The following is a 16,557-nucleotide window of genomic DNA, read 5'->3' as shown; positions in this document are numbered from 1 at the left end:
GCCCGGCGGCGGCCACGGGTCCGCTTGACGGGCCCGCACATGACAAAGCCCCCGGCCGCCCCGAAGGGCGCCGGGGGCCCGAAGCGGACCGAGTGGCCGGGTCAGCCGGTGTAGGGCTCGGCCCTCAGGATCCGCACGGAGGCCTTCTTGCCGTTGGGCAGCTCGTACTCCGCGTCGTCACCGACCTTGTGGCCGATGACGCCCGCACCCAGCGGGGACTGCGGGGAGTAGGTCTCGATGTCGGCGCTCGCGTACTCGCGGGAGGCGAGCAGGAACGTCAGCGTGTCGTCCTCGTCACCGTCGAAGGCGATCGTGACGACCATGCCCGGCGCGACGGCACCGTTCGCGGCCGGCGGCTCACCGACCTTGGCGTTCTCGAGGAGCTGGGTCAGCTGGCGCACGCGCAGCTCCTGCTTGCCCTGCTCCTCCTTGGCCGCGTGGTACCCGCCGTTCTCGCGCAGGTCGCCCTCCTCACGCGCAGCCGCGATCTTGGCGGCGATCTCCGTGCGCGCAGGACCAGTAAGGTACTCAAGCTCGTCCTTGAGCTTGTTGTACGCCTCCTGGGTCAGCCAGGTGACGTTCTCGCTGGTCTGGGTCACAGGGTGCTCCTCGTCGGTACTGGGAATACAAAGCATCGCCCTACCCAGAAGAATGTTCCCTCATGGATGGGCGAAACCACGAGCCTAACAATTCGTGGGCGAAAGGGGGAGGACATAAGCCGTATAAATCTCGTCAACGCAGGTCAGGGGCTGCGTATTCCGGGTGGCGCCGGGGAGTGTCCGCCGGCCGGCCGTCAGTCGGCGTGGCAGCCCAGCAGCTCGGCCGTCGTTCCCCGGGCGGTCGTACGGAGCGTGACGACCTTGTCGATGCTCGTGTCCGACCCGGAGAACCGGAAGTCGGCCCGGCCCACCTCGGCGCCGTCCTCCGACTGGGACCGCACGGTGCAGTAGCCGGACATGCCGGCGTCCTTGTGGACCTCCAGGTGGACCTTCACCGCGTCGTCGGACGCCTGGAAGGTGATGACCTGGGCGCTGATCTCGCTGCGCGCCACGTAGTGGTAGGCGAAGTAGCCGACCAGGGCCAGCAGGGCCACCCCCAGCACCGAGGCGGCGATCCTGAGCTTGCGGTCGGCGCGCTCGTCCGAGGAGCGGCCGTAGCGGCCCTCGGGCAGCCGCGTGCTCGCGGTACTCATGATCGTCCTCTCCGCGGAATTATTCGCCCCCCGATTGAGTCACTATAGAAGCCGCCGACTGCGCCCGGAGCCACGGGGGCGCCGAGTTACCGAGGATTGAGTCTTGACTGACCAGTTGCGACTGATGGCCGTTCACGCGCACCCCGACGACGAGTCGAGCAAGGGCGCGGCCACCATGGCGAAGTACGTGTCCGAGGGGGTGGACGTGCTGGTGGTGACGTGCACCGGCGGAGAGCGCGGTTCCATTCTCAACCCCAAGCTGCAAGGTGACGCGTACATCGAGGAGCACATCCACGAGGTGCGCAAGAAGGAGATGGACGAGGCCCGCGAGATCCTCGGCGTCAAGCAGGAGTGGCTGGGGTTCGTGGACTCCGGACTGCCGGAGGGCGACCCGCTGCCGCCGCTGCCCGAGGGCTGCTTCGCCCTGGAGGACGTCGACAAGGCGGCCGGCGAGCTGGTGCGGAAGATCCGTTCCTTCCGCCCGCAGGTGATCACCACCTACGACGAGAACGGCGGCTACCCCCACCCCGACCACATCATGACGCACAAGATCTCCATGGTGGCGTTCGAGGGCGCGGCGGACACCCGGAAGTACCCCGAGGACGAGTACGGGCCCGCCTACCAGCCGCTGAAGCTGTACTACAACCAGGGCTTCAACCGCCCCCGCACCGAGGCCCTGCACCAGGCCATGCTCGACCGCGGCCTGGAGTCGCCGTACGGGGACTGGCTCAAGCGCTGGGACGAGATGGAGCGCACCGAACGCACGCTGACCACGCACGTTCCGTGCGCGGACTTCTTCGAGATCCGCGACAAGGCGCTGATCGCCCACGCCACGCAGATCGACCCGGACGGCGGCTGGTTCAAGGTGCCGCTGGAGCTCCAGAGGGAGGTCTGGCCCACCGAGGAGTACGAACTCGCGAAGTCTCTGGTCGATACCTCCCTCCCCGAGGACGACCTCTTCGCGGGCATCCGGGACAATGCCTGACATGAGCGCAAGCGTGAGCCTCGCAATGACGCACCTGGTCCCCCTCGCCAAGGAGGTGGACCAGAACAAGGTCACCCCCGGTGTCCTCGGTTTCATCGTCTTCGCGGTGATGGCCGTGGCCGTCTGGGGGCTGATGAAGTCGATGAACAAGCACATGCAGAAGGTCGACTTCAAGGAGGCCCCGGACACCGGGGCGGAGCCGACCGCAAAGCAGGCCGGCTCCCCGGCACAGTAGGTCCGGCGGGCTCACCGCCACACCGGCACCGCCACCCCGCCGCCGCACGGCAGTGGCGGTCCGGTCCTCCCCGCGCGCCGGTCGCCGTGGGCGCTACGCGCCGCCGGAGCCCGTGGGAGAGTGGAACGGTGAACCGACTGGCCCATGAGACGTCCCCGTATCTGCTCCAGCACGCCGACAACCCCGTCGACTGGTGGCCGTGGTCGGCCGAGGCCTTCGCCGAGGCCCGCCGGACGAACAGACCCGTCCTGCTGAGCGTCGGGTACAGCAGCTGTCACTGGTGCCACGTCATGGCCCACGAGTCCTTCGAGGACCAGGGCACCGCCGACTACCTCAACGAGCACTTCGTCAGTGTCAAGGTCGACCGTGAGGAGCGGCCGGACGTGGACGCCGTGTACATGGAGGCGGTGCAGGCGGCGACCGGGCACGGCGGCTGGCCCATGACCGTGTTCCTCACGCCCGACGCCGAACCCTTCTACTTCGGCACCTACTACCCGCCCGCCCCGCGTCACGGCATGCCCTCCTTCCGGCAGGTGCTGGAGGGCGTCCAGCAGGCCTGGACCACCCGGCGCGACGAGGTCAGCGAGGTCGCCGGGAAGATCGTCCGGGACCTCGCCCAGCGGGAGATCGTCCGGCAGGCCGCCGAGGCGCCCGGGGAGCAGGAGCTCGCCCAGGCCCTGCTCGGCCTCACCCGCGAGTACGACCCGCAGCGCGGCGGATTCGGCGGCGCGCCCAAGTTCCCGCCGTCCATGGTGCTGGAGTTCCTGCTGCGCCACCACGCCCGCACGGGCGCCGAGGGCGCGTTGCAGATGGCCGTGGACACCTGCGAGCGGATGGCGCGGGGCGGGATCTACGACCAGCTCGGCGGCGGGTTCGCCCGGTACTCCGTCGACCGCGACTGGATCGTGCCGCACTTCGAGAAAATGCTGTACGACAACGCCCTGCTGTGCCGGGTCTACGCCCATCTGTGGCGGGCCACCGGTTCGGACCTCGCCCGGCGGGTCGCGCTGGAGACCGCGGACTTCCTCGTCCGCGAACTGCGCACGCCCGAAGGCGGGTTCGCCTCCGCCCTCGACGCCGACAGCGACGACGGCACCGGACGGCACGTGGAGGGGGCGTACTACGTGTGGACGCCCGCGCAGCTGCGCGATGTCCTCGGTGACGACGCCGAGCTCGCCGCCCAGTACTTCGGCGTGACCGGGGAGGGCACCTTCGAGCACGGCCAGTCGGTGCTGCGGCTCCCGCAGACGGAGGGCGTGTTCGACGCGGAGCGGATCGCGTCCGTCCGGCGCCGGCTGTTCGACGCCCGTGCCCGGCGGCCCGCTCCCGGCCGGGACGACAAGGTCGTCGCCGCCTGGAACGGGCTCGCCGTCGCCGCGCTCGCCGAGACCGGCGCCTACTTCGGCCGGCCTGACCTGGTCGAGGCCGCGCTCGGTGCCGCCGACCTGCTCGTCCGTGTCCACCTGGACGAGCACGCCCGGCTCGCGCGCACCAGCAAGGACGGCCGGGTCGGTCCCAACGCGGGCGTGCTGGAGGACTACGGCGACGTGGCCGAGGGCTTCCTGGCGCTCGCGTCGGTCACCGGCGAGGGTGTCTGGCTCGACTTCGCGGGTCTGCTGCTCGACCAGGTCCTGGTCCGGTTCACCGACCCGGAGACCGGCGCCCTGTTCGACACCGCCTCCGACGCCGAACGACTGATCCGCCGGCCCCAGGACCCCACCGACAACGCGGCCCCCTCCGGCTGGACCGCCGCGGCCGGGGCCCTGCTCGGCTATGCCGCCCACACCGGTTCCGAGGCCCACCGGGTGGCCGCCGAGCGGGCGCTGAGGGTCGTGAAGACCCTCGGGCCGCGGGTGCCGCGGTTCATCGGGTGGGGGCTGGCCGTCGCCGAGGCGCTGCTCGACGGGCCGCGCGAGGTGGCCGTCGTGGGACCCGGCCCGGACGACGAGCGGACGGCCGCCCTGCACCGTACGGCCCTGCTGGGCGCCGCCCCGGGCGCCGTCGTCGCCTGCGGCATCCCGGACGGCGACGAGTTCCCGCTGCTGGCCGGCCGCACCCTCATCGACGGCGCCCCGGCCGCGTACGTCTGCCGGGGCTTCGTCTGCGACCTGCCGGTGACCGATCCGGAGGCGCTGCGGGCGAAGCTGGCCTGAGCCCCGCCGGGGGGAGCGGGCGTCGGCGCCGTACCGCTGCGCCGGGCTGAGCGGGCGTCAGCGCCGTACGGCTCCGCGCCGGTTCAGGGCGCGTGCCACGATGGCCTCCAGCTGATCGTGGTGCGCGCCCTTCCAGTACGCCCGACCGCACTCCGCGCACTGGGCGAACACGTCGTACGTGCGCCGGGTGCCGCCTTCGAGCTGGTCGGCGACCTCGTCCTTGGCGGCTTCCCGCAGCAGGCCGTTGCACGCGGTGCAGCGGGTCCAGGGCCGCAGCCCGGGGGCGAAGCGGTCCAGGACGTCGTCGAGCTGGTCGTCGGGGCGGGTGCTGTAGACGAACGCGCCGGCCCACAGCTCCCGACGGCGCAGCAGGCCCCGGTCGCGGCTGAGCAGGACCCGCTTCTCGGCCGCCGAGCGGGCGGCGAGCGCGGGGTCGCCGATGTCCGTCGACTCGTACGCCGTGTCCACGCCGAGCAGCCGCAGCCGGCGGGCGAGCGTGCCGAGATGGACGTCGAGGAGGAAGCGCAGGGGCGCGCCCGGCACCCGCTGGGGGCGCTCCACCGGGCGGACGGCGACCCGCTCGGCCGCGCCCGGGATGTGTCCGGGCGGGACCGGGCGGCCGTCCACGATCAGGGTGCCGACCTCGGTGAGCGGGATGCCGAGGGACTCGATGACGTGGCCGAGTGTCGAGACGCCGTCGGTGGCCAGCACCGTGGCCCCGCGCCGGCGGGCGGCGGGTACGAACAGGTGCAGCGCGGGGTCGACTTCGACGTGGATCTCGGTTGCGTTCACCCGGCCAGCATCGCACGGGACCTCGCGTGGACCTCGGCGTTTTTTCCCGGGGGGCGGCTCACGCGTGCTGGTAGGCGACCAGCGAGATGCCGACGTAGTGGACCACGAACGCGGCGAGGGTGAGGGAGTGGAAGACCTCGTGGAAGCCGAACCAGCGGGGTGACGGGTTCGGGCGCTTGATGCCGTAGATCACGCCGCCGGCGCTGTACAGCAGGCCGCCGACCACCACCAGGACCAGGACGGCGATGCCGCCGGCGCGCAGGAAGTCGGGCAGGAAGAACACGGCCGCCCAGCCCATCGCGATGTAGCAGGGCGTGTACAGCCAGCGAGGGGCGCCGACCCAGAAGACGCGGAAGACGATGCCGGCCGCAGCGGCGGCCCAGATGCCCCACAGCAGCCAGCGGCCCTTCCCGTCGGGCAGGAGCAGCAGGGTCAGCGGGGTGTAGGTGCCCGCGATGATCAGGAAGATGTTGGCGTGATCCAGGCGGCGCAGCACGCCGTCCATGCGGGGGCTCCAGTTGCCCCGGTGGTACAGCGCGCTGACACCGAAGAGCAGACACGCCGTCAGGACGTAGATGCCGCAGGCTATGCGGCCTCTGGTCGAGTCGGCGAGGGCGGTGAGGACGAGGCCCGCGATGAGTACGGCCGGGAACATGCCGAGATGCAGCCAGCCGCGGAGGCGGGGCTTGACCGGATGCGGCAGGGAAAGCGCGACGGGACCGCGGCCGGCGGCCGGCGTGTCCGTGGGCGCGTCGGGGACGGACGCAGTCATGCGGGGCATGGTACCGACGGCTTCGTAAATCAAACGTCAATGCGTACGCATCCAGGTCACTCCCGCGTGGTTGGCAAAAAGTCCTTCAGCTGAACCCAACGTGGACGCAAAACAACCTGGACACCGTGGGATTCCTCACGCCGCTCACCTGTGATGCCCTCTGGACAGATGGGCACTAGACTCGGATGATCAAATGAGTGCGGTCGGCACCGGATGAGCGGCTACGAAGCGTCCGGGTCGCGGCCCCCACGGGGCGAACACACCTGAAAACCCTCACTTAGGAGCAATCGTGGCGCGCGACAACGCGGCTCCCACCGTCGTCCCCACCAACCACCGGGAACTGATCTCGTGGGTCAACGAGATCGCCGAACTGACGCAGCCGGACAGGGTGGTCTGGTGCGACGGCTCCGAGGCCGAATACGAGCGGCTGTGCGAGGAACTGGTCGCCAAGGGAACGTTCAAGAAGCTGGATCCGGTCAAGCGCCCGCACTCCTACTACGCCGCCTCGGACCCGACCGACGTCGCGCGGGTCGAGGACCGCACCTTCATCTGCTCCGAGAAGGAGGAGGACGCGGGCCCGACCAACCACTGGAAGGCCCCCGCCGAGATGCGGGAGATCTTCACCGGAGACCAGGGCCTGTTCCGCGGCTCCATGCGGGGGCGCACGATGTACGTCGTCCCGTTCTGCATGGGCCCGCTCGGCTCCCCGCTGTCCGCGCTGGGCGTGGAGATCACCGACTCCGCGTACGTGGCCGTCTCCATGCGCACGATGACGCGCATGGGCCAGGCCGTCCTCGACGAGCTGGGCGAGGAGGGCTTCTTCGTCAAGGCCGTGCACACGCTGGGCGCCCCGCTGGAGCCGGGCCAGGAGGACGTCCCCTGGCCCTGCAACCAGACCAAGTACATCTCGCACTTCCCCGAGACCCGCGAGATCTGGTCCTACGGCTCCGGCTACGGCGGCAACGCCCTGCTCGGCAAGAAGTGCTACGCGCTGCGTATCGCCTCGGTCATGGCGCGTGACGAGGGCTGGCTGGCCGAGCACATGCTGATCCTGAAGCTCACCCCGCCGCAGGGCGAGGCCAAGTACGTCGCCGCCGCCTTCCCCTCCGCCTGCGGCAAGACCAACCTCGCCATGCTGGAGCCCACGATCTCCGGCTGGACGGTGGAGACCGTCGGCGACGACATCGCCTGGATGCGGTTCGGCGAGGACGGCCGCCTGTACGCGATCAACCCCGAGGCGGGCTTCTTCGGCGTCGCGCCCGGCACCGGCGAGCACACCAACGCCAACGCGATGAAGACCCTGTGGGGCAACGCGGTCTTCACCAACGTCGCGCTCACCGACGACGGCGACGTGTGGTGGGAGGGCATGACCGAGGAGCCCCCGGCCCACCTGACCGACTGGAAGGGCAACGACTGGACGCCGGAGTCCGCGACCCCGGCCGCCCACCCCAACGCCCGCTTCACCGTGCCCGCCTCGCAGTGCCCGATCATCGCGCCCGAGTGGGAGAACCCCAAGGGCGTGCCGATCTCGGCGATCCTGTTCGGTGGCCGCCGGGCCTCGGCCGTGCCGCTGGTCACGGAGTCCTTCGACTGGAACCACGGCGTCTTCCTCGGCGCCAACGTGGCCTCCGAGAAGACCGCGGCGGCCGAGGGCAAGGTCGGCGAGCTGCGCCGCGACCCGTTCGCCATGCTCCCGTTCTGCGGCTACAACATGGGCGACTACATGGCCCACTGGATCGACGTGGCCAAGGACAAGGACCAGTCCAAGCTGCCCAAGATCTACTACGTCAACTGGTTCCGCAAGGACGACGAGGGCCGGTTCGTCTGGCCGGGCTTCGGCGAGAACTCCCGTGTCCTGAAGTGGATCGTGGAGCGGCTGGAGGGCAGGGCGGAGGGCGTCGAGACCCCGATCGGCATCCTGCCGGCCAAGGGGGCGCTGGACACCGACGGGCTCGAACTGCCCGAGGCGGACCTGGACTTCCTGCTCACCGTGGACAAGGACGTCTGGCGCGAGGAGGCCGCCCTGGTCCCCGAGCACCTGAACACCTTCGGCGCCCACACCCCGAAGGAGCTGTGGGACCAGTACCACGCGCTGCTGGACCGCCTGGGCTGAGCCCCGTACCCGAAAGACTCCGCGGCCGGTCCGGATGTGCCCTGACCAGCGATCGTCACGACCGGCCGCGGTGACCACCCGCCCGGGGCCCCGCACAACGGCGTGCGGGGCCCCGGGTCTTCGGCGGCGGTGCCGGCCGGAGCCGGCGAGATGGATGGCGCCCGGTCCGCGCGTCGCTGCGGGTGCGCGCGGACCGGGGCCGACTGGGGACCCCTCGGCGGGGTCAGTGGGCCGGGCTGAGCGTCTTCGGGTCGGTCCCGGCGCCGGCGTGCGCGTCCATCCGCTCGGCCGCGAGGATCGCCACCGCGGTGTCCGCGCGGGAGGCGGCGACCACGAGGGCGCGTCCGGCGAGCGTGTGCGCCCGCCGGTGCAGCGCGGCCGGATCGCCCGCCGCGGCCGGTGCCGCGCGCAGCGGCGTACGGCCGCCGCGCAGCCGGGCCACCTGGGCCGCGAGGCGTTCCGCGGCGGTGTCCAGGTCGGCGGACGGGGTCAGGGCGCGCAGTTCGTCGGTGACCGCGAGCAGCGCGGCGAGGTGTCCGGCGAGCTGGATGTCCAGCTCCTCCTCGCGCGACCGGTGGGGGAAGTCGCAGGGGGCGCCGGCCATCGTGCTGTGGACCGACTTGGAGCGGATCGGTTCGTACATGGGGGATGGCCTCCTGTGCTCTGACAGGAAACCATCCTACATTGGATTTCGTCTAAAGTTGAGTCGAGTACGGAACGCGGTCCGCCGGCTACGGCTGGCCGTATCCGTCCAGGAAGGTGCCGATGCGGGTGACGGCGTCCCGGAGATCGCCGACCGTCGGCAGGGTCACCACCCGGAAGTGATCGGGCTCCGGCCAGTTGAAGCCGGTGCCGTGGACGACCATGATCTTCTCCTGCCGCAGCAGGTCCAGGACCATCTGCCGGTCGTCCTTGACCTTGAAGACCTTGGGGTCCAGCCGGGGGAAGAGGTACAGCGCGCCCTTGGGGCGTACGCAGCTGACGCCCGGGATCGAGGTGAGCAGGTCGTAGGCGACGTCCATCTGCTCCTTCAGCCGCCCGCCCGGCAGCACCAGGTCGTTGATCGACTGACGTCCGCCGAGCGCGGCGACCACCCCGTGCTGCCCCGGCATGTTGGCGCACAGCCGCATGTTCGCCAGGATCGTCAGGCCCTCGATGTAGGAGTCGGCGTGGGCGCGCGGGCCGGAGACCGACATCCAGCCGACGCGGTAGCCGGCCACCCGGTACGCCTTCGACATGCCGTTGAAGGTGAGGGTGAGCAGATCGGGGGCGACCTTCGCGGTCGGGGTGTGCGTGGTGCCGTCGTAGAGGATCTTGTCGTAGATCTCGTCCGAGCAGACCAGCAGGTTGTGCCGGCGGGCCAGGTCCGTCAGCCCCTTGAGCACCTCCTCGTCGTACACCGCGCCCGTGGGGTTGTTCGGGTTGATGACGACGATCGCCTTGGTGCGGTCGGTGACCTTGCGCTCCATGTCGGCCAGGTCGGGCATCCAGTCGGACTGCTCGTCGCAGCGGTAGTGCACCGCCGTGCCCCCGGACAGGGAGACGGCCGCCGTCCACAGCGGATAGTCCGGGGCCGGCACCAGGACCTCGTCGCCGTCGTCCAGCAGGGCCTGCATCGCCATCACGATCAGCTCGGAGACGCCGTTGCCGATGAAGACGTGCTCGACGTCCGTCTCGATGCCGATGGTCTGGTTGTGCATCACGACCGCGCGGCGGGCGGCGAGCAGGCCCTTGGCGTCGCCGTAGCCGTGCGCGGTGGAGACGTTGCGGAGGATGTCCTCCAGGATCTCCGGGGGGCACTCGAAGCCGAAGGCGGCCGGGTTGCCGGTGTTGAGCTTGAGGATGCGGTGGCCCGCCGCCTCCAGCCGCATGGCCTCTTCGAGAACCGGGCCCCGGATCTCGTAACAGACGTTGGCGAGCTTGGCCGACTGGATCACCTGCATGCCCGTGAGCTTACGGCCCCCTCGCGCCTCATGGGCGGTGTTTTCCACCACCCGGTACCCGGGGTTGCCCGGAAAGGGCCGCCGAATGTCTTCCGGGAGCCTTGCGTCCCTAGAATCCGCTGACATGTCCACGGAACGGGAGTACGAGGCGGAGGCGCACGTGCCGCAGGGAGCGGACGGCACGCCCGGTGTCCGGCCGAACGTGTACCACCCGCTGCCGGCTCCGGCCCCCGCGTACGAGCAGTACGCCGACCCGGCCGCCGCGCACGGCTGGCAGAACGACTACGACGCGACACGCGAGCTGCCTCCGGTGGCCGGGGCGCCCGACGGGCCGGCCGCGCCCGCGCCGCCGGAACGTCCGGGGGCCGGGGCGCGCCGGGCCGGGCGCGGGCGGACGCGGCGCCGCGCGGGCGGACGCCGTCGGGTGGTGGTCGGCGGCGGTGCCCTCGCGGCGGTGGCCGGCACCGTCGCGGTGATCGCCGCGCTGTCCGGCTCCGGCTCCCCGGACGGGTCCCGCCCCGCCGGCGGCGGCCGGACCGCCGACGCCCCCACCACGCACGGCGAGGGCGAGGGCGCGGGCACGGGCGGCGAGGGCGCCGGTGACGCCGTGCCGTCCCCGTCGGCCCCGGCCGCCGCGACCCGGCCCGCCGCGGCCGTGCCGTCGAGCGCGCCCGCCCGTCCCGCCGCCCCGCGCCCGAGCGCCACCGCGAGCGGCCCGGACAGCGGTCGGCCGGCCGCCACCACGTCGCCCCCTGTCTCCCGGCCCGCCGCCCCCGCTCCCACGACCTCGCCCACCACCTCACCCACCGCCTCGCGGACCTACCGCCCGGGCGGCCCCCACCACGGCCACGGCCCGAGATGGCCTCGCTGGACGGAGTGAGCGGAGGCGGCCCCGGGTCTCTGCGCGGGGTACGGCGTCCGGCACGGAACCGCCCCGACACGCCCAACCGCTGTTCCTCCTAGGGGAGTTGCCCGCCATGGAAGAGTGTTCCCATGGGTGAACAGACGTACGGCACCGACCGTGCCGGGCAGGCGGGACCCGGTCGCGACGTGCTCGTCTCCGAGGAGGAGCGGGAGCGGGTCGTCGAGCGGGTGCGGGACGCCGTGGCGGACGGTCGGCTGCCGCTGGACGAGCTGGACGGCCGACTGGACCGGATCTACGCCGCCCGGACGCACGGCGAACTGCGGGCGGCCGGGAGCGGGTTGCCCGTGCCCGGGCCCAGGGACGCGCCGGTGGTGGACGACGCGCCGGCGTCCGGGTTCGCGCTCGGCGTGTTCGGCGGGTTCCGGCGGGACGGCGGGTGGGTCGTGCCGCCCCGGTTCACCGCCTGGTCGATGTGGGGCGGCGGCCGGCTCGACCTCACCGAGGCCCGTTTCGCCGCGCGGGAGACGGTGATCCGGGCCGTGGCGCTGTGGGGCGGCACCGAGATCGTGGTGCCGGACGACATCGACCTCGAGGTCAGGGGGTTCGGCCTGTTCGGGGTGTTCGGTGGACGCGAGGCACGGGCGCGGCGTGGCACGGCCGGCCCGGCCGCCCCGCGTGTCGTCGTCAAGGGCCTCGCCCTGTTCGGAGCCGTCGTCACGAAGCCGCACCGGAAGTGAACCCTCTCCCGGTCAGCGCACCCGCCGCCGGGGGCCACGCACCTCAGGCGGCGGTGAACTTGAACTGGCCGAACTCCCGGAAGTTGGGAAGGACCGAGGCGAACATCTTGATCCAGCCCTTTCCGCCCACGGGGTAGGTCGCGTAGTTGGCACCGCCGGAGACGGGCTGGCCGATGTAGTAGCTGCCGTCGCCGCGGGCCTTGAGCGTGAAGTGGGTGGCGCAGCTGCTCGGCTTGTCCAGCTTCACGCCATCGCCGACCGCGCACCAGGTGGTGTAGCCGCCCCAGTTGGAGCTGGTGGACCTGATCGTGTAGGTGCCGTCGCTCTGCTTGTCGAAGACCAGGGGCGTGCCGCGGCCCGGGGAGTTCGTCAGCAGGACGTAGTCCCAGTTCATGTACGGCTCGAAGGTCAGGCCCCGGTCGGTCCTGGTGTCGACCGTGTAGTACGGCTTCCCGGACTCGACCGGATCCGCGGCGACGGTCCGGGCGGCCGCGGTGCTCGGGGCGGGGGAGGCGGACGCCGGGAGGCAGAGGGCCAGCAGCGCGCCGCAGCCGGCGGCGGCGACGGACAGGGCGCGGACCGGGCGGCGGAACAGCCTGGGCTTCATGCGTTCTCCTCCTGCGGTGACAGGTCCATCGGTCTTGTGTACAAGATCAGGGTTCCTGTCATGCATCACCCGCGACCAGCCTCCCGCGACGGAAGCACTCCGAAGGGCGACCAGTCGAACAGGCGGGCCAAGTCGTCCTGCCGGTCGATGGCCACCCGTGACACCCGGCACGCCCCACGCGGCGGCGGCAAACCTCCGGTGGGCGGCCCGAGGGAAACCCCTATGACCTGTCGTGGCTTCTTGTCGGCTCCCCTCCGCGCTGTCGACAATGCGCATGACAACCGTGTGGGCGGCCGGACGAACCTCCGGTCGCCCCCGTCGTAAGAGGGGACCCCCACGTGAACAAGCCTCTCCTTGCCGTGCTCGCGGCCGTGGCGACCGTCGGCCTGGGCGCCACCCCGGCGCTGGCCGCCCCGCAGACCACCGCCCCACAGTCCACCGCCCCGCACTCCGCCAAGGCCGCCGCGGTCACCGTCGACTTCGCCGGCACCGTCTCGCTCAGCAACTGCTCCGGCTCCGTCATCCGCTTCCCCGGCTCCGCCGACACCGACCCGGCCCTCGTGCTGACCAACGGACACTGCCTGGAGACCGGCATGCCGAGCGCCGGCCAGGTCATCACCGGCCAGTCCTCCAGCCGTACCTTCGGCCTGCTGAACTCCGCCGGCACCAAGATCGCCACCCTCCGTGCCAACCAGATCGTCTACTCGACCATGACCGACACGGACGTCACGATCTACCGCACCACCACCACGTACTCGGCGATCAAGAGCTCGTACGGCATCAGCCCGCTCACCGTGCAGGACACCCACCCGGTGGCCGGCACCGCCATCAAGGTGGTCTCCGGCTACTGGAAGCGGATCTACAGCTGCAACATCGACGGGTTCGTGTACCGGCTGAAGGAGGGCGACTGGACCTTCAAGGACTCGGTCCGCTACACCTCCGCCTGCAACACCATCGGCGGCACCTCGGGGTCCCCGGTCATAGACGCCACCACCGGCAAGGTGGTCGCCGTCAACAACACCGGCAACGAGGACGGCGCGCGGTGCACGGTGAACAATCCGTGCGAGGTCGACGCGAGCGGCAACGTCACCGTCCGCCAGGGCATCAACTACGCCCAGCAGACCTACAACATCCCGGCCTGCTTCACCACCGGCAACAGGCTCAACCTGAGCGCCGCCGGTTGCACGCTGCCCAAGCCGTAAACACGGCTCACAGCGGTGTACGGCGGACGGACCGGCCCGGCAGGGCATCCGTCCGCCGGCCGTCCTCGATGACGAACCGGCCGTCGACCAGCACGTACGGGATCCCGGTCGGCAGCCGGCGCGGCTCGGCGAAGGTGGCGCCGGGCGCGACCGTCCGCGGGTCGAACAGCACCAGGTCGGCCCGGTACCCCTCGCGCACCAGCCCGCGGTCCGGCAGCCGCAGCCGCGCGGCCGGCCGGGAGGTGAGGTGGGCCACGCACTCCTCCAGCGTCAGCACGCCCAACTCCCGCACGTAGTGCCCGAGATAGCGCGGGAACGTGCCGTACGCCCGCGGGTGCGGCTTGCTGCCGCGCAGGATGCCGTCGGAGCCGCCGGTGTGCGCGCGGTGCCGCATGATCGCGCGGACGTTCTCCTCGTGGCCGACGTGCTGGAGGATCGTCGTGCCGAGCCGGTCCCGCACCAGCAGCCGGCGGGCCGTGTCCCAGGGGGCCTCGCCGCGCAGGTCCGCCGACTCCCGGACGGTACGGCCCACGAGGTCGCCGAGGGCCGGGTCGGCCACCCCGGAGATCTCGATCGTCTCCCACTCCACGGGCACGCCGTGGCAGCCGTCCGAGCCGGTGACCTCCAGGTCGTGCCGGATCCGCCCGGCCGTCGCCGGGTCGGTGAGCCGGGCCAGGATCTCCTCCGGGCCGCCCTCGCTCGCCCAGCTCGGCAGCAGCGCGGCGAGGGTGGTGCAGCCGGGGGTGTAGGGATAGGTGTCCAGGGTGATGTCGGCGCCCGCCTCCAGGGCCCCGTCCAGCAGCGCCAGCAGCTCGGGCGCCCGGCCCTTGTTCACCCCGAAGTTCATCGTCGCGTGCGCCAGGTGCAGCGGGCAGTCCGCCTCCCGGGTGAGGGCGACCATCTCGGCGTACGCCTCCAGCGCGCCGGCGCCGTAGGAGCGGTGGTGCGGGCAGTAGTAGCCGCCGTAGGAGCCCACCACCCGGCACAGCTCGGTCAGTTCGGCGTCGCGCGCGTACATCCCCGGGGTGTACGTCAGCCCCGAGGACAGGCCCACCGCGCCCTGCTCCAGCCCCTCTGCGACCAGCCGGCGCATCCGGTCCAGCTCGCCGGGGGTGGCCGCGCGGTCCTCCCAGCCGACCACGAGCGCCCGGACCGTGCCCTGGGGGATCAGGTAGGCCGCGTTCACGGCGATGCCGCGGTCCAGCCGGTCCAGGTACCCGCCCACCGACCGCCAGTCGAAGTCGATGTCGTCGCCGTACCCGTTCCACCCGGTGATCGCCCGCCGCACCTCCTCCAGCGTGCGGTCGTCCACCGGGGCGTACGACAGTCCGTCCTGGCCGAGGACCTCCAGCGTGACCCCCTGCGCGGCCTTCGCGCTGTGGTCGGGGTCGCGCAGCAGGGCCAGGTCGGAGTGGGCGTGCATGTCGATGAAGCCGGGGGAGAGGACCAGGCCCTCCGCGTCGATCTCCCGCCGGGCGCGCGGGCGCTGGCAGCCCGCGGCGGCGGCCTCCTTGACGATCGAGACGATGCGCCCGGCGTCGATCACGACATCGGCGCGGTAGGCGTCCGCCCCGCTGCCGTCGACGACGTCGGCGTCCCGGATGACCAGGTCCTCCACGTGGGCCTCCTAGAAGAACGTACGGATGTAGTCCACGACCGTGCCGTCCGCCTCGGCCACCGGGATCAGCTGCCACTTGTCGAACGACGTGCACGGGTGGGACAGGCCGAAGCCGATCCAGTCGCCCACCTCGACGTCCGCGCCCGGGTCCGTGCGCAGCCAGGTGTGCTGGTCGGACAGCCCGGTGACGGTGATTCCGGCGGCCGGGCGCTCCGCGCCGTCCCGGCGTACCACCTGGGCGGCCGGCAGGTCCAGGTCGTAGGCGGCGTCGCGCTTGCCCGCGTTGGCGAAGGCCTGCTCGGCGGTCGGCCGGGAGACGACCTGCGCCCACAGCCGGAAGGCGGGCTCCAGCGCGCCCTCCTCGGGGACCCGGCCGAACGGGGTGAGCCTGCGGTAGTGCCCGTCGTCGTGCGAGACGTACGCGCCCGAGCGCAGCAGTTTCAGCACGGGCTTCGACAGCTCCGGAATGTCGGCGAAGACGTCGGCGACCGCGTCGAACCAGGCGCTGCCGCCCGCGCTCACCACGATCTCGTCGGCCTCGCCGAACCGTCCCGCCCGGTCCAGCCCTGCGGCCAGCGCCACCAGCCGCCGCAGATACGACCGCACCCGCTCGGGGTCGGCCTCGGGCACCTCGCCCTCGTACCCCGCCACGCCGACCAGGCGCAGGGTCTCTACGGCGGCCACGGCGGCGGCGACCCGCTCGGCCTCCGCCTCCGTACGCACCCCCGTGCGCGCCCCGTCGCCCGCGCCCAGCTCGATCACGACGTCCACCGGGCGGGCCGCGCCGCGCAGGGCCGCGTCCATCAGCTCCACGCCGCGCACCGAGTCGACGTAGGCGACGAGCCGGAAGTCCGGGTCGGCGGCCAGTTCGGCGGCGATCCAGCGCAGGGCGGGGGCGTCCACCAGCTCGTTGGCGAGGAAGACCCGTCGGATGCCGAACGCCCGGGCCACGCGCACCTGGTGGGGCACCGCGAGCGTGATCCCCCAGGCGCCGTGCTCGAGCTGGCGGTGGAAGAGCTGCGGGGCCATGGAGGTCTTGCCGTGCGGCGCGAAGGCCAGGCCGTGCCGGGTGGTGTACGTCTCCATCAGCGCCAGGTTGTGCTCCAGGCGCTCGGCGGACAGCGCGAGGACCGGGGTGGTGAAGCCGTCGGCCTCCCGGAAGAGATTGCGGCGCTGGGCGGCCAGCTCGGCGACCGTCAGCCCGTAGGCGTCCGGCGGGAGGCCCTTGAAGCGGTGGTCGACGTGTTCCTCGGCGAGGCGGGTGAGCGCTTCGGTGCCCATGAAGCCCCTCTCAGGCGTTGCGTATTCTGCAACGACCATTGCGTCTAGTGCTTACTGGTGTC

The 16,557-nt window shown here is 71.9% G+C and carries 16 protein-coding genes; 7 read left to right on the top strand and 9 right to left on the bottom strand.

Annotation, left to right across the window (positions count from 1 at the left end):
- Nucleotides 1-101: 101 nt before the first annotated feature.
- Nucleotides 102-599 (bottom strand): transcription elongation factor GreA, encoded by a 498-nt coding sequence (gene greA, locus ACSURM_RS14090; RefSeq protein ID WP_436955329.1) that lies wholly within the window; start codon nt 597-599, stop codon nt 102-104.
- 194 nt (nt 600-793) lie between these two features.
- Nucleotides 794-1,192 (bottom strand): DUF4307 domain-containing protein, encoded by a 399-nt coding sequence (locus ACSURM_RS14085; protein ID WP_436955328.1) that lies wholly within the window; start codon nt 1,190-1,192, stop codon nt 794-796.
- Between the two features lie 124 nt (nt 1,193-1,316).
- On the opposite strand from ACSURM_RS14085, the gene mca reads away from it, so the two are divergent.
- From mca to ACSURM_RS14070, 3 genes are all read left to right on the top strand, one after another.
- The gene (gene mca, locus ACSURM_RS14080) at nt 1,317-2,177 is read left to right on the top strand and encodes a mycothiol conjugate amidase Mca (RefSeq protein WP_436961084.1); all 861 of its coding nucleotides are present in this window, start codon (nt 1,317-1,319) and stop codon (nt 2,175-2,177) included.
- Entirely contained in the window at nt 2,170-2,412 is a 243-nt protein-coding gene (locus ACSURM_RS14075) for a hypothetical protein (protein WP_436955327.1), read from the top strand. Before mca ends, ACSURM_RS14075 begins: the two co-directional genes overlap by 8 nt.
- 128 nt (nt 2,413-2,540) lie before the next feature.
- Entirely contained in the window at nt 2,541-4,565 is a 2,025-nt protein-coding gene (locus tag ACSURM_RS14070; protein WP_436955326.1) for a thioredoxin domain-containing protein, read from the top strand.
- A 57-nt stretch (nt 4,566-4,622) separates the two neighbouring features.
- Here ACSURM_RS14070 and ACSURM_RS14065 read toward each other — a convergent pair whose 3' ends face one another.
- Entirely contained in the window at nt 4,623-5,357 is a 735-nt protein-coding gene (locus tag ACSURM_RS14065) for a Mut7-C RNAse domain-containing protein (RefSeq protein WP_436955325.1), read from the bottom strand.
- Nucleotides 5,358-5,415: 58 nt separating this feature from the next.
- Nucleotides 5,416-6,129, bottom strand: a complete 714-nt coding sequence (gene trhA / locus ACSURM_RS14060) for a PAQR family membrane homeostasis protein TrhA (RefSeq protein WP_436955324.1) — start codon at nt 6,127-6,129, stop codon at nt 5,416-5,418.
- 289 nt (nt 6,130-6,418) lie between these two features.
- On the opposite strand from trhA, the gene ACSURM_RS14055 reads away from it, so the two are divergent.
- The gene (locus ACSURM_RS14055) at nt 6,419-8,242 is read left to right on the top strand and encodes a phosphoenolpyruvate carboxykinase (GTP) (protein ID WP_436955323.1); all 1,824 of its coding nucleotides are present in this window, start codon (nt 6,419-6,421) and stop codon (nt 8,240-8,242) included.
- Nucleotides 8,243-8,465: 223 nt separating this feature from the next.
- Here ACSURM_RS14055 and ACSURM_RS14050 read toward each other — a convergent pair whose 3' ends face one another.
- Together ACSURM_RS14050 and ACSURM_RS14045 are read right to left on the bottom strand one after the other, a co-directional pair.
- On the bottom strand, nt 8,466-8,885 hold the full coding sequence (locus tag ACSURM_RS14050) for a hypothetical protein (protein WP_436955322.1): 420 nt from the start codon (nt 8,883-8,885) through the stop codon (nt 8,466-8,468).
- Between the two features lie 88 nt (nt 8,886-8,973).
- On the bottom strand, nt 8,974-10,185 hold the full coding sequence (locus ACSURM_RS14045; protein ID WP_436955321.1) for a pyridoxal phosphate-dependent aminotransferase: 1,212 nt from the start codon (nt 10,183-10,185) through the stop codon (nt 8,974-8,976).
- Between the two features lie 124 nt (nt 10,186-10,309).
- Between ACSURM_RS14045 and ACSURM_RS14040 the strand changes: the two genes are divergently transcribed.
- Both ACSURM_RS14040 and ACSURM_RS14035 read left to right on the top strand, forming a co-directional pair.
- Complete coding sequence (locus ACSURM_RS14040) at nt 10,310-11,065, top strand: hypothetical protein (RefSeq protein WP_436955320.1); 756 nt, start codon at nt 10,310-10,312, stop codon at nt 11,063-11,065.
- Between the two features lie 113 nt (nt 11,066-11,178).
- A complete protein-coding gene (locus tag ACSURM_RS14035) occupies nt 11,179-11,787 on the top strand; it encodes a DUF1707 SHOCT-like domain-containing protein (protein ID WP_436955319.1) in 609 nt (202 codons plus the stop codon).
- Between the two features lie 43 nt (nt 11,788-11,830).
- Here ACSURM_RS14035 and ACSURM_RS14030 read toward each other — a convergent pair whose 3' ends face one another.
- Nucleotides 11,831-12,394: a hypothetical protein gene (locus ACSURM_RS14030; protein ID WP_436955318.1), complete on the bottom strand. Its 564-nt coding sequence runs from the start codon at nt 12,392-12,394 to the stop codon at nt 11,831-11,833.
- A gap of 338 nt (nt 12,395-12,732) precedes the next feature.
- On the opposite strand from ACSURM_RS14030, the gene ACSURM_RS14025 reads away from it, so the two are divergent.
- The gene (locus tag ACSURM_RS14025; RefSeq protein ID WP_436955317.1) at nt 12,733-13,596 is read left to right on the top strand and encodes a trypsin-like peptidase domain-containing protein; all 864 of its coding nucleotides are present in this window, start codon (nt 12,733-12,735) and stop codon (nt 13,594-13,596) included.
- 7 nt (nt 13,597-13,603) lie between these two features.
- On the opposite strand, the gene ACSURM_RS14020 is transcribed toward ACSURM_RS14025, so the two are convergent.
- A complete protein-coding gene (locus ACSURM_RS14020; RefSeq protein WP_436955316.1) occupies nt 13,604-15,214 on the bottom strand; it encodes an N-acyl-D-amino-acid deacylase family protein in 1,611 nt (536 codons plus the stop codon).
- 9 nt (nt 15,215-15,223) lie between these two features.
- On the bottom strand, nt 15,224-16,495 hold the full coding sequence (locus ACSURM_RS14015) for an amino acid deaminase (protein ID WP_436955315.1): 1,272 nt from the start codon (nt 16,493-16,495) through the stop codon (nt 15,224-15,226).
- Nucleotides 16,496-16,557 lie beyond the last annotated feature (62 nt).

This window comes from Streptomyces sp. SudanB182_2057, assembly GCF_964272715.1.
Lineage (GTDB): Bacteria > Actinomycetota > Actinomycetes > Streptomycetales > Streptomycetaceae > Streptomyces > Streptomyces rubradiris.
Note: the sequence above shows the minus strand (reverse complement) of the source record. Positions and strands in the feature narration are given on the sequence as shown.

Coding starts and splice junctions, on each gene's coding strand:
- ACSURM_RS14015 (WP_436955315.1), bottom strand. CDS start 16,495: ATGGGCACCGAAGCGCTCACCCGCCTCGCCGAGGAACACGTCGACCAC.
- ACSURM_RS14040 (WP_436955320.1), top strand. CDS start 10,310: ATGTCCACGGAACGGGAGTACGAGGCGGAGGCGCACGTGCCGCAGGGA.
- ACSURM_RS14030 (WP_436955318.1), bottom strand. CDS start 12,394: ATGAAGCCCAGGCTGTTCCGCCGCCCGGTCCGCGCCCTGTCCGTCGCC.
- ACSURM_RS14045 (WP_436955321.1), bottom strand. CDS start 10,185: ATGCAGGTGATCCAGTCGGCCAAGCTCGCCAACGTCTGTTACGAGATC.
- ACSURM_RS14075 (WP_436955327.1), top strand. CDS start 2,170: ATGCCTGACATGAGCGCAAGCGTGAGCCTCGCAATGACGCACCTGGTC.
- trhA (WP_436955324.1), bottom strand. CDS start 6,129: ATGACTGCGTCCGTCCCCGACGCGCCCACGGACACGCCGGCCGCCGGC.
- ACSURM_RS14050 (WP_436955322.1), bottom strand. CDS start 8,885: ATGTACGAACCGATCCGCTCCAAGTCGGTCCACAGCACGATGGCCGGC.
- ACSURM_RS14085 (WP_436955328.1), bottom strand. CDS start 1,192: ATGAGTACCGCGAGCACGCGGCTGCCCGAGGGCCGCTACGGCCGCTCC.
- ACSURM_RS14035 (WP_436955319.1), top strand. CDS start 11,179: ATGGGTGAACAGACGTACGGCACCGACCGTGCCGGGCAGGCGGGACCC.
- mca (WP_436961084.1), top strand. CDS start 1,317: ATGGCCGTTCACGCGCACCCCGACGACGAGTCGAGCAAGGGCGCGGCC.